This is a genomic window from Flavobacterium olei (assembly GCF_039749035.1).
GTDB classification, from domain to species: domain Bacteria; phylum Bacteroidota; class Bacteroidia; order Flavobacteriales; family Flavobacteriaceae; genus Flavobacterium; species Flavobacterium olei.
This window is the reverse complement of sequence record NZ_JBDKWC010000008.1, coordinates 55,002-66,809: the sequence shown is the minus strand read 5'-3', so window position 1 is coordinate 66,809 and position 11,808 is coordinate 55,002. Positions and strand designations below refer to the sequence as shown.

Annotated in this window: 12 protein-coding genes; 4 read left to right on the top strand and 8 right to left on the bottom strand. The window is 33.9% G+C overall.

Features of this window, described 5'->3' with window-relative positions:
- The first annotated feature begins 17 nt into the window (after positions 1-17).
- Positions 18-851 carry an OmpA/MotB family protein gene (locus ABEB31_RS19835; protein WP_347053401.1) on the top strand — a complete coding sequence of 278 codons (834 nt, stop codon included), beginning with the start codon at positions 18-20 and terminating at the stop codon, positions 849-851.
- Positions 852-1,038: 187 nt separating this feature from the next.
- Here the strand turns inward: ABEB31_RS19835 and ABEB31_RS19830 are convergent, their stop codons facing one another.
- A complete protein-coding gene (locus ABEB31_RS19830) occupies positions 1,039-1,659 on the bottom strand; it encodes an L-threonylcarbamoyladenylate synthase (RefSeq protein ID WP_347053400.1) in 621 nt (206 codons plus the stop codon).
- 72 nt (positions 1,660-1,731) lie between these two features.
- Positions 1,732-4,071 (bottom strand): ATP-dependent helicase, encoded by a 2,340-nt coding sequence (locus ABEB31_RS19825; protein WP_347053399.1) that lies wholly within the window; start codon positions 4,069-4,071, stop codon positions 1,732-1,734.
- 266 nt (positions 4,072-4,337) lie between these two features.
- Here ABEB31_RS19825 and ABEB31_RS19820 point away from each other — a divergent pair, with 266 nt between their 5' ends.
- Positions 4,338-4,625, top strand: coding sequence for a hypothetical protein (locus tag ABEB31_RS19820; protein WP_347053398.1), 288 nt, complete (start codon positions 4,338-4,340; stop codon positions 4,623-4,625).
- Here ABEB31_RS19820 and ABEB31_RS19815 read toward each other — a convergent pair.
- Both ABEB31_RS19815 and ABEB31_RS19810 read right to left on the bottom strand, forming a co-directional pair.
- Positions 4,602-4,901 (bottom strand): hypothetical protein, encoded by a 300-nt coding sequence (locus tag ABEB31_RS19815; RefSeq protein WP_347053397.1) that lies wholly within the window; start codon positions 4,899-4,901, stop codon positions 4,602-4,604. The two genes, ABEB31_RS19820 and ABEB31_RS19815, sit on opposite strands and share 24 nt — an antisense overlap.
- A 105-nt stretch (positions 4,902-5,006) precedes the next feature.
- Entirely contained in the window at positions 5,007-5,774 is a 768-nt protein-coding gene (locus ABEB31_RS19810; RefSeq protein ID WP_347053396.1) for a sulfite exporter TauE/SafE family protein, read from the bottom strand.
- A gap of 124 nt (positions 5,775-5,898) precedes the next feature.
- Between ABEB31_RS19810 and ABEB31_RS19805 the strand changes: the two genes are divergently transcribed.
- Positions 5,899-6,423 carry a DUF7935 family protein gene (locus tag ABEB31_RS19805; protein ID WP_347053395.1) on the top strand — a complete coding sequence of 175 codons (525 nt, stop codon included), beginning with the start codon at positions 5,899-5,901 and terminating at the stop codon, positions 6,421-6,423.
- 64 nt (positions 6,424-6,487) lie between these two features.
- Here the strand turns inward: ABEB31_RS19805 and ABEB31_RS19800 are convergent, their stop codons facing one another.
- On the bottom strand, positions 6,488-7,396 hold the full coding sequence (locus ABEB31_RS19800; RefSeq protein ID WP_347053394.1) for a patatin-like phospholipase family protein: 909 nt from the start codon (positions 7,394-7,396) through the stop codon (positions 6,488-6,490).
- A 311-nt stretch (positions 7,397-7,707) separates the two neighbouring features.
- Positions 7,708-9,768, bottom strand: a complete 2,061-nt coding sequence (locus tag ABEB31_RS19795; RefSeq protein WP_347053393.1) for a M1 family metallopeptidase — start codon at positions 9,766-9,768, stop codon at positions 7,708-7,710.
- Positions 9,769-9,863: 95 nt separating this feature from the next.
- On the opposite strand from ABEB31_RS19795, the gene ABEB31_RS19790 reads away from it, so the two are divergent.
- Positions 9,864-10,607, top strand: a complete 744-nt coding sequence (locus tag ABEB31_RS19790; RefSeq protein ID WP_347053392.1) for a Dph6-related ATP pyrophosphatase — start codon at positions 9,864-9,866, stop codon at positions 10,605-10,607.
- A gap of 117 nt (positions 10,608-10,724) precedes the next feature.
- Here ABEB31_RS19790 and ABEB31_RS19785 read toward each other — a convergent pair whose 3' ends face one another.
- Positions 10,725-11,264 (bottom strand): DUF1697 domain-containing protein, encoded by a 540-nt coding sequence (locus ABEB31_RS19785; protein ID WP_347053391.1) that lies wholly within the window; start codon positions 11,262-11,264, stop codon positions 10,725-10,727.
- Between the two features lie 72 nt (positions 11,265-11,336).
- Positions 11,337-11,768: a hypothetical protein gene (locus tag ABEB31_RS19780; protein WP_347053390.1), complete on the bottom strand. Its 432-nt coding sequence runs from the start codon at positions 11,766-11,768 to the stop codon at positions 11,337-11,339.
- Positions 11,769-11,808 lie beyond the last annotated feature (40 nt).

The window sequence follows — 11,808 nt, the reverse complement described above, 5'->3', positions numbered from 1 at the left end:
TAATTAAAATTAAATTTATGAGAAAAATAGTTATCGCACTATCAGTATTAATGGCACTTACATCGTGTGTTTCTAAAAAGAAATATGCTGAGTTGGAAGCTAAAAACAAAGAAACTCAAGATTTGTTAAACTCTTGTACTGTAAAATTAAATACGTGCTTAGAAGAAAAAGCTGGTTTAGCTGCTACTGCAGAAAGCTACAAAGAACATAATAAAGATTTAATCAACAGCTCTAAAGATCTAACTATCTTAACTACTAAAGGTGCTGAAAATCTTGAAAAATCTCTTGAAAGTTTAAAAGAAAAAGATTTAAAAATATCCAGACTTCAGGATGCTTTAACTAAAAAAGACAGTGTTACTTTAGCATTGGTTACAAGTTTGAAAGGCGCAGTTGGTATAAACGATCCGGACATCGAAATCAATGTTGAAAAAGGAGTTGTATTTATCTCAATCGCTGATAAATTATTATTCAAAAGCGGAAGCTACGAAGTAAGTGACAAAGCTAAGTCTGTTTTGGCTAAAGTTGCTAAAGTTGTAAACGACAAACCAGATTTTGAGTGTATGGTTGAAGGTCATACAGATGATGTTCCATACAAAAGCAACGGAGTTATCTTAGACAACTGGGATTTAAGTGTAAAACGTTCTACTTCTATCGTTCGTGTGCTAACAAACGATCTTGGAGTTAACCCTGCTAAATTAATTGCAGCTGGTAGAAGTTCATATGTTCCTTTAGTAGCAAATGATTCTGCAGAAAACAAAGCTCGTAACAGAAGAACCCGTATTGTGGTTATGCCAAAAATCGATCAGTTCTACGATATGATTGAAAAAGAAATGAAAAAACAACAGAAATAATTTGTTGTCCAATTCATTATAACAAAAAAAAGCAGGTCAATGACCTGCTTTTTTATACTCTTAATTTACCTTAAAGCTGATTCAACAGAAAATTAAGAATAAACATTATCTTAAATTAACTAACTAAATTTAACTAATAATAAAGTTAGGCATAAATTTTAAATTATTACTCAATTAAAGTTTTTTTTTACAAAATATCCACATCTCCCTTACCTTCTCTCACAATAACGGGTTCATGCTCTGATAAATCAATGATTGTTGACCCCACATTATCTCCGTATCCGCCGTCTATCACCATGTCAACCAGGTTTTGCCATTTTTCAAAAATCAATTCAGGATCTGTAGTATATTCAATAACGTCATCTTCATCACGAATAGAAGTTGATACCACAGGATTTCCCAATTGACGAACGATTTCCAAAATAATATTATTATCGGGAACACGAATACCAACTGTAGTTTTCTTTTTAAATTCTTTCGGTAAATTATTATTCCCGGGAAGAATAAAAGTATAGGGACCAGGAAGCGCTCTCTTTAGAATTTTAAAAGTTGAAGTATCAATCTGACGCACATAGTCGGAAAGATTACTTAAGTCGTGGCAGATAAAAGAGAAATTAGCTTTTTCTAATTTTACTCCTTTAATTTTTGCAATTTTTTCCAGTGCTCTTGAATTCGTAATATCACAACCTAAACCATACACCGTGTCGGTTGGATAGATTACCAATCCTCCGTTCTGTAAAACTTTAACCACTTTTGCGATTGCAGCTTCATTTGGTTTATCGGGATATATTTTTATAAATTCGGCCATTTTTATATTTTAATTTTTTGAGAGGTTTGATGCATCATAAAGTTACGAAATACTTCATATCTAAAGTTACATTTATCCCACTACATCAAGTTTGGCAAATCTCAACAATAACTTCTTAATTCCCCCAACTTCAAATTTAATTTCTGCCTTTTTATCAGCGCCAACCCCTTCCAGATTAATCACTTCACCTTTTCCAAAACGTTCGTGCATTACAATATTTCCAACTGTTAGTTTACTGTCAAATAAATTTGCATTACCGCTGCTTACCGGAGCATTTCCCGAAACAGGTTTTAATTTACGGATATTTAAATCAGGTTTGGGTTCATTATTAGTAATATAGCTTGGCGGAGTTCCTCCAACTGGTTTTGATAATCTCAGTTTAGACTTATCAACATCACCAAAAATATCACCATCAATTGGAGACTTGTATCTGTAATTGCTTTCAGACGGAGTCAAATACTCTAAAAACTGACCGTCAATTTCCTCAATAAAACGAGAAGGTTCGCTATCTGTTAGTTTTCCCCAACGGTAGCGGGACTGAGCGTATGTCAAATACGCCTGATGTTCTGCACGGGTTAGCGCTACATAAAACAAACGACGCTCCTCCTCCAGTTCGCTTCTGGTACTCATACTCATTGCAGAAGGAAATAAATCCTCTTCCATACCAACAACAAAAACATGAGGAAACTCTAATCCTTTTGCTAAGTGAATTGTCATCAAAGCTACACGGTCTTCATCGCTTGTATCTTTATCCAAATCAGTTGCAAGCGCTACATCTTCCATAAATTCAGAAAGTGCTCCTCTTGCGCCGTCAATTTCTCTTTGTCCTTCTGTAAAATCTTTAATACCGTTTAAAAGTTCTTCAATATTCTGAATTTTTGCCATTCCTTCGGGAGTAGCATCTTTTTTCAATTCCTGAACCAATCCTGTTTTTTTGGCAACGTGATCGGTTAAATAAAAAGCATCCTGATTCTGATCAATAACCTGAAAACTCTGGATCATTGTAACAAAATCTTTCAGTTTATTTTTGGTACCTGTATTCAGTTTCAGATCAATCTTATCGATGTTTACCATTACCTCCCAGATTGAACGTTTGTAATGATTGGCAGCAATTGTTAATTTTTCGACCGTTGTATCACCAATTCCACGTGCAGGATAGTTAATAACACGAATAAGCGCTTCTTCATCTTTCGGATTTATAACCAAACGCAGATAACACAACACATCTTTAATTTCTTTACGCTGGTAGAAGGACAATCCGCCATAAATCCTATACGGAATATCCCGTTTTCTCAAAGCATCCTCCATTGCACGAGACTGGGCATTAGTACGATACAAAATCGCAAAAGCGCCATTATGCAATTGATTTTGCATTTTTTGCTCAAAAATTGTACTGGCCACAAAACGACCTTCTTCGGCATCAGTTAGACTTCGGTGGACTTTAATTCTGGGTCCGAAATCATTTGCCGTCCAGACTACCTTATCCAGTTTGGTTTTATTGTGTTCCATTACCGTATTGGCGGCTTCCACAATATTTCGGGTAGAACGGTAATTCTGCTCCAGTCGGAACATAATTACACCTTCGTAATCCTTCTGGAAATTCAGGATGTTATTAATATTTGCTCCTCGAAAAGCATAAATACTCTGAGCATCATCTCCAACCACACAAATATTCTGAAATTTATCAGACAAGGCTCTCACAATCAGATACTGAGAGTGATTCGTATCCTGGTACTCATCCACAAGGATATAGCGAAAACGATTCTGATATTTTGCTAAAACTTCGGGAAAACGCGTTAACAACTCGTTTGTTTTCAATAATAAATCATCAAAATCCATTGCGCCCGCTTTAAAACAGCGTTCTACATATTGCTGGTAAATTTCTCCCAATCTGGGGCGTTTTGCCATGGCGTCAGCTTCCACCAATTCCGGATTATTAAAGTACGCTTTTACCGTAATCAAGCTATTTTTATAACTCGAAATCCTTCCTAAAATCTGTTTGGGTTTGTAAATATCACGGTCTAATTGCATCTCTTTAATAATCGAAGAAATCAATCTTGCAGAATCCTGAGAGTCGTAAATAGTAAAATTCGAAGGATAGCCCAAATGATCTGATTCTGCACGCAGAATACGAGCAAATATCGAGTGAAAAGTTCCCATCCAAAGATTTTTTGCTTCGGTTGCACCAACGATATCCGAAATCCTGTGTTTCATTTCCCTCGCTGCTTTATTAGTAAAAGTCAACGACAAAATATTAAATGGATCCACTCCCTGATGCATCAAATAAGCAATTCTAATTGTCAAAACTCTGGTTTTTCCAGAACCAGCACCAGCAATAATAATCATTGGCCCGTCTTTCTTTAGAACAGGCGCTCTCTGCGCTTCGTTGAGCTGGTCAATATAATGTTGCATGAAATTTTCTCCTTTTATGCAAAAATAAGAATTTCTAAAGTAAGTTCCTAAGATGCTAAGTGACTATCCCTAAGTTTCGGGACTAAGTTTTTTTAGAAGCCCGGCAAAAAGCATTTTTTCAGTATAGTCTCCCGCTTTCGGCTATATCTTTTCCCCTATGCTGCGAGATTACGTCTCAATCGGGGGCTAAGGACAAACAAGTATTTTAGAAATGAAGGAAAAATCTTAAATTAAAATAGTAGCTTTGCGAAACTTAAACATAGTAGATGAACATACAGATTACAGAGACTGCAGAAAAAACATACTATCAGATTATAAGTAAATATTCAGAAACTAAAGCAGCTGTATTTTCAAAAAAGACGATTTCAATCATTGAAACAATTTTAAAGAATAATGGCATTGGCTCAAAATATAGGCAGACCTCATTTAGAAAATTCTTAATCTCAAATCAAGTTTATTTATTTTATAAAATAGAGGAACAGATTATTTATATCATTCTATTTTGGGACAATAATAGAAACCCTGCAGATTTAGAAATTATACTTTGTTCGTAATTTTTCTTTAAATTCATCAAAATTTATGGTTCTTCCTGCCTTAATATCTTCTTCACTTTTTTGAAGTTCCTGGATTAATATCTCTTCCGGAAATAGCAAATTTGTAATTAATTTTATTTCCTGATGGGTAAAAGTTTTTGATTTCAATTTTCTATAAAAAGTAGCATGTTTTAAATTCAACTTTTGCATGAAAAATTCAGCTTTATAATAAGATCTACTAATCAATTCCGGAAGACTATTAATGTAATTCTCGTAATTTTGAACAATTTCTATCATATTATGATACTTAAAATATTATTATTTGACAAATATATGTCAATAAAATGATATTTAAATAAGTGGTCTTGAAAAATTAAATCTTCTTCTCTGAAATTTAGTATTTTAATTATAAAACACATCATACGCAAAACGAATCAAAGTTCCGACTACAACAACCAAAAAGAAAATGCGAATAAAACCGTTTCCTTTATTAATCGCTAGTTTTGCCCCAAGCCACCCTCCCAGTCCATTGCTTACTGCCATCGGAATTGCGATTGTCCATATAATCTTCCCTTTAATCATAAACAAACAAATTGAACCAAAATTTGTGGCCAGGTTTACCATTTTAGCATTCGCGGAAGCGTGTAGAAAATCAAAACCTAAAAGTGCAATAAAAGCAACCACTAAAAAACTTCCGGTTCCGGGGCCGATAAATCCATCATAAAATCCAATTATAATACTAATTAAAACGGCATACATTATTTGTGTTGCGGGAGAATGATCTTTTGCAACGTGCTGACCGAAATTCTTTTTTGCATACGTGTAGATAAACAATAGAGACAATACCACCAATAAAAGCGGTTTCATAAAATCGTTACTCACCATAGTTAATATTGTAGAACCCAGAAATGCCGACGGAACCGCAAGACACATCATTATGATTAATAATTTCCATTGGATAACTACATTTTTCAAATATTGAAAGGCTGCAAAAGCAGTTCCGCTGAACGCCGGAATCTTCAAAGTCCCGATGACAGTCGAAACCGGCAGATGTGGCAGGAATATCAATCCCATCGGAGTTTGGATTAATCCGCCGCCGCCAACAATTGCATCAATAAATCCGGCAGCAAAAGCTGCTAAACACAGAAAAAAAATAATGTATGATTCCATTAAAACCCTATTTTGATAACACAAAAAACTAAGCTTCAAAAGTACTGCTTCCTTTTTGTTTATTACCTAAAATTTAAAGTGGATTTTTGATCAAAAAGTATATTTTTGCTTAAAAATTATTCAAATGGATTTCAACAAAATAATAGAACTTGCAAGTTATACTTTACCAGCATTAGTAACAGGACTTGTTGCGTATCGTTTTTTCGAACTGCACATCAAAAACAATGACAGAAAACGTGCTTTTCAATTAAATAAACAAGCTCATTCTGAGTCGCTTCCAATTCGCCTTCAGGCTTACGAGAGAATGACATTGTTTTTGGAGCGTATCAATCTGACAAAACTTTTAATTAGAATTGCACCCATTTCTCCCTTAAAACACGATTACGAAAATTTTCTGATCGACCAGATCGAAAATGAATTCGAACACAATTTAACGCAGCAAATTTATGTTTCGGAAGAATGCTGGACTATCATCACAACAGCAAAAAATGCGACCATTCAGCAAATTCGTAAAACTGCCATGAGCGATAAAGTAGAAAATGCAGATAAACTTCGCGAAGTAATTTTAAACGATTTATTAGAAAAACAATCGCCTAGTAACGCTGCTTTAAGCTTCATTAAAAGTGAAGTTGCTGATTTATGGTATTAAAAACAATTTCAGATTACTGATTTTAGATTTTAGATTACTGGCTTACAGAATCTAAAATCTAAAACTAAATCAAAATCTTATTATCGCTCATAACCTCAGATTTATTCTGAGCATATTCGTAGCCTTGCTCCCACCAGTCTTTCATAACGGTTTTATTAAATATAAGCGCATTATCAGTGAGTTTTATGGGAGTATAATATAAATTAAGTTTTACATTTTTATTATTTGCCATAAGTTTTCCTATAGCAATATCATGTTTTTCTACCTGATCCAGAGCAATTCGGAACAAATCGATCATTAACGAAAACGGATTTTTACCAATAACCGTTTTAGAAGTATTTACTTCTGTTTCCAGTATAATGACATCTATTTCGGTTGCTCCGCGATTGATGGCTTCCCGAATAGGAACCAGACTCGAAAATCCGCCATCGCCATATTCGCAATTGTTTTTTTCGACCAGACTCATAAACGGAACATAATTACTGGAGATCCAGGACCACTCACAAAATTCTTCATACGTGCAGTCTTTAACCGATTTATATTCTGATTCGTTTTTTGTAAAATTAGTAACCGTTACCACAACATCTGTTTTTAACTTTTTCAGCTGATTAAAATCAGATAGCGAAAAGTTATTCTTAATATATTTCTTCAAACCTTTACTTTCGCCGAATGTTCGTTTTCCTTTAAAAAACTGACGCATTACATTAAAGTGATTGATGGTCACTATATCTACTCCATCTTTATTTTTAACCACAAACGGACAAATATTAAAAATACTTGACATGGTTACGTTGGTATAAACCGAATGAATTTTCTGGATGTGTCCAAGAGCTAAATGCGGAATAAGTAAACTTCCTGTCGACGTTCCTAAAAACAAATCGTACTTCTGTTTTTTCTCTTCTATTAAATATTGTGCGACACCGCCGGCAAACGCGCCTTTACTCCCGCCGCCAGAAATAACTAATGCTCTCATAAATGGTAATGTAGGTTTTGTTTTTGGGTATTATGGGGTTAAATTTTAGGTGTTGGAGAAAAGAAGCAAGAGGTAAGAGAAAAGAAGCAAGAAGCAAGAAGCAAGAGACAAGAAAACAGATTGTACTTTTATGAATCTTCTTATCTTTTAAATATCTTTTTCTACAGCGCGCATATTATCTTACATATAAAATCTTGTTTCTTTCTTCTTTCATCTTTCTTCTAAAATCTATATTCTTTTCTTCTATCTTCTTTCCTCTTGCTTCTAAAATCTATTTTCTATATTCTTTTTTCTATATTCTTTTATAAAAATCACTCTTTCAACAAACGATTCAATTGAAACTGTTCATCGGAGGTCAAATTAGGTAAAATTCTAGTAAATGAAGCGCGCATTTCGGTATTTTTTAGTAAAAGCCTGATGGTGTCTCTTCCGAATTTAGAAAACTGCCACATATGATGTGTAGTTGCTCCAACTAAATTACTGAGCACCTGATCGTTAATAATTTTAAAAGCAATTAGTTTTTGCAAAGCATTTTGTCTTGTCGTAGCTTCATATTTTGTTGACGAAAAAGCAATTAATTCTGTAATTAAAGCTTCGGGATCATTACTGTAACCAGTAGTGGAAAGCGCTAAAGAAAGCCACAAAGTTCTGAGGTTATAATCATTAAAACCAATCCATGTCTTAGATTTATCCAGATAAGCTGTTCTGCGATTGGGAAAATTTCGCCATAGCCAATAAAGTGCTGTCTCCTGTGTCTGATATGATTTATCATCCAAAAGCGATTCGTAATCCGGTCTAAAATCTTCCGGAATTTTAGTCATAGTTTCCGCAATATTTTGTCTCACTTTAATATTATTAGTCTGCATTGCCAAAAGTAAAAGCGACTTCTTATCTTCGTATTTTTCGTTCTCTAACTGATCTGTAACTGCAACTTTTACAGACTCATAAATATCTGATTCCAGAACATTTTTAAAAATATCTTTTTTTTCCGCCAACGGATTCTTTTTCAGTTTATCAATTTCCAGTCGTTTCTGAATTGTTTTGTTCTGGCTCAACAAGGCGTTTGCAGTAGGTGTATCAAAAACAGTAGATTCTAGCCAGGTTTTTTGGAATTTATCCAAATCAAAATTGGCTACTTTTTTAATTTCATCAAAGAAATTCTGTGTAGTTACAGTCTGATAGGAATATTTATTTAAATAACTTTTAATTGCTTTTTTAAATGCTTTTTCTCCAATAGATTGATGCAAAACAAATAATGCCCACGCTCCTTTTTCATAAAAAGTGAGCGAACTGGCTTTAGCATTCAAAACAGGAATAGTATCTGTTCTGGATGCAAACTTTATTTGCTGGGCCGTATCGTATAATTTAGTATAAAAATAATCTTCTCCGTAGATATCTTTTTCTGCAAGCAGGGCAAAGTAAGTGGCGAATCCTTCGTGAAGCCAATGGTGCGTGCTGCTTTCAGCTGTAATTAAATCTCCAAACCAATGGTGCGCCAGCTCGTGCGCATCTACATTTGTATAATTTCGATCACAAAAACCCGTAGAATCAACTACATAACGGGTCGCAAAAAGCGTTGAAGTGGTATTTTCCATTCCGGCATATAGAAAATCCCTTACCGGAATTTGTCTGTTAATCTGCCACGGGTATTTTACACCGATTTCTTTCTCCAGAAAATCAAAAATACGTTTCGAGTAACGATAGGTTGACTCAAAACGAGCTGAATCTTTAGGTTCATAATAATATTCTAAGGGAATTTTACTCTTTGATTTAAATTCTTTTTTATCAAATTTTCCAATTGCGATCATTAATAAATAAGAACTCATTGGCTTTTCCATTTGAAACTGCCAGTGATTTACATCTCCATTTGTTGTTTTTTGCTTTAAAAGTCCGTTAGAAATGACCTGATACTTTTTATCAAAAGAAATTCCAAGGTTAAAAACGAGTTTCTCATTGACATCATCAAAACTTGGGAACCAGTTGCTGGTATATCTTCCCTGCCCTTGTGTCCAGATTTGTACTTCATCATTTTCGATATCTACAAAATACAAGGCTTGTTTTGGTTTTGCGGAGTAATTAAACGTTAAATGATTTTCGCCTTTTTTAAATGGAAAAACCAGTTGTAACTGTTTTGTCGTATTAATAAAAATGATTTCTTTTTCATTGATTTTTACATTCGAAAATTCCATGTTTTTAGCGTCAAGCGAAATGGTATCACATTCTTTTAAAACCTCAAATTGAAAATCGACAGCTCCGGAAACTGTTTTTTCCTTCGGATTTAAAGATAATTGGGCTGAAACCGATTTAAAATCTACATACTGCGTTTGCTGAGCAAAAAGAAAACCGGTGAATAATAAAAAGATATATTTCATTGAAATGAATTTGAAATCGAAAATCCCAAAGTTACAAACCTTTCATTAACAAATAGAATGAAATTTGTAAGTTTACATCATAAAACCACATCATAGTGCCTGAACTTCGAAAAGCCATTTTTAACTGGAGCAGCGGAAAAGATTCTGCTCTGGCCTTGTATAAAATCCTTCAAAATACAGATTATGAAATTGAATGTTTACTCACCAGTGTAAACAAAGAATATCAACGAATTTCGATGCACGGAATTCGTGTGGATCTCTTACAGGAACAGGCAAAAAACATCGGAATACCATTAAAAGTCCTGGAAGTTCCTGAAATGCCTACAATGGAAATTTACGAGAAAGTAATGACCGAAACTTTACTGGAAATTAAACAACACGGCATCACCCATTCTATATTTGGAGATATTTTTCTGGAAGACTTACGTGTGTATCGCGAAAATCAATTAGAAAAAATCGGTTTGAAAGGTGTTTTTCCTCTTTGGAAAATTCCAACTAAGAATTTAATTCAGGAATTTATTTCACTGGGTTTTAAGACAATAGTAGTTTGTGTAAACGAAAAATATCTGGACAAAAGTTTTGTTGGCAGAATAATCGATCAGGATTTTATAAATGATTTACCAAAAAATGTAGATGTTTGTGGTGAAAACGGTGAATTTCACACCTTTACTTTTGACGGACCAATTTTCTCTAATCCAGTTGATTTTGAAATTGGTGAGATTGTGTACCGCAAATATGAAAAACCCGCAAAACAGGAAACAACGAATACAGCCTGCGATACAAACGATGATACCGCTTTCGATTTTGGTTTTTGGTATTGTGACTTAATTAAAAAATAAATATTTCTTTGGAAATTATTGTGCTGACAAAAAATCATGCTTTAAATAATAAGACTATTCTTTGTTCAACATTTAATAGTTTATAAATGCTATGTTGCAACAACAACTCTTTTAGAATTACTCAGAATACATTTTAAGTAAATTCGTTACTGTATTCCAGTTTCGAATCGTAGCGGTCACATTTAACTTTTTCTCGATATATTTTTGGTCAAAACGCGTTTTACCGGCACCAACATCATACTTTATAAAAATTCTGTTTTCATCAATGCTGGCTTCATCCGGTTTAAACTGGCTGATTTTTAAGTCATTAATGTTTTCTTTTTTCAATTTCGTTGAAATAAATGCCACATAAAGTTTCTTAGTATCAATATCTTTTCCCTTCAGAAATGGATTATTGGAGAAACAAGATTCCAGATCTTCTTTTGTAATCATTACAACCGGAACTTCGTGCCCGAAAACTTTAAAAATTTCCTGTTTGATCGTAAATCCAACTTTTGATGCCTCTTCATCACTATCAACAAACACATTTCCAGATTGTAAATAGGTTCTGATGTTTTGAAAACCCAGACTCTCAAGCATCGTCTTTAATGCTTCCATTTTCATCATATTATGTCCTGAAACATTGATTCCGCGTAAAAGAGCTAAATGTGTTGCCATTTTTTTGAGTATTTAAAAAAATAAAAAGAGCATCCAAAAATGAATGCCCTTATATTTTACAAATGTAGAAATTTATTTAACTTTCTCGTACTCTAAATCCGGTCCGTCGCAATTTTGCCAGGTACTGAATAGTTTTTTTGATGAGTTGATGAACAATATTTCTTTTGGCTCAGCAGAACAACTGCCGATAATGTCGTTATCTTTTTCGTAAGTCAGTTCGAACTGTATCTCATTTGGTGTCTTTGTAACCACATAAGTACCAGATACTGTAATCGATTTATTGTCTCTTAATCGCGTTTTAGTGAAGGTTCCGTTTTCATTAAAATCATACGATTCCTTCCATTCCAATGCATTAGAAAAACTGATTGCCGGTGTAAAAGCAGATGACATTTTTGTGAGTTCCCAGTTTCCAAAATAATCCACATCGCCAGTTGCCACCGCTTCATCGCTGGAGCAAGAAACTAATGTTATAATTAGAATAAGTAATATACCTATTTTTTTCATTTCGGTAGGTTTTGGCTGGTTATAATTTTATATACGTCAT

Bases quoted from the DNA above. Each gene is read 5' to 3' on its own strand.
- ABEB31_RS19835 (WP_347053401.1), top strand. From the start codon at position 18: ATGAGAAAAATAGTTATCGCACTATCAGTATTAATGGCACTTACATCG.
- ABEB31_RS19830 (WP_347053400.1), bottom strand. From the start codon at position 1,659: ATGGCCGAATTTATAAAAATATATCCCGATAAACCAAATGAAGCTGCA.
- ABEB31_RS19825 (WP_347053399.1), bottom strand. From the start codon at position 4,071: ATGCAACATTATATTGACCAGCTCAACGAAGCGCAGAGAGCGCCTGTT.
- ABEB31_RS19820 (WP_347053398.1), top strand. From the start codon at position 4,338: ATGAACATACAGATTACAGAGACTGCAGAAAAAACATACTATCAGATT.
- ABEB31_RS19815 (WP_347053397.1), bottom strand. From the start codon at position 4,901: ATGATAGAAATTGTTCAAAATTACGAGAATTACATTAATAGTCTTCCG.
- ABEB31_RS19810 (WP_347053396.1), bottom strand. From the start codon at position 5,774: ATGGAATCATACATTATTTTTTTTCTGTGTTTAGCAGCTTTTGCTGCC.
- ABEB31_RS19805 (WP_347053395.1), top strand. From the start codon at position 5,899: ATGGATTTCAACAAAATAATAGAACTTGCAAGTTATACTTTACCAGCA.
- ABEB31_RS19800 (WP_347053394.1), bottom strand. From the start codon at position 7,396: ATGAGAGCATTAGTTATTTCTGGCGGCGGGAGTAAAGGCGCGTTTGCC.
- ABEB31_RS19795 (WP_347053393.1), bottom strand. From the start codon at position 9,768: ATGAAATATATCTTTTTATTATTCACCGGTTTTCTTTTTGCTCAGCAA.
- ABEB31_RS19785 (WP_347053391.1), bottom strand. From the start codon at position 11,264: ATGGCAACACATTTAGCTCTTTTACGCGGAATCAATGTTTCAGGACAT.
- ABEB31_RS19780 (WP_347053390.1), bottom strand. From the start codon at position 11,768: ATGAAAAAAATAGGTATATTACTTATTCTAATTATAACATTAGTTTCT.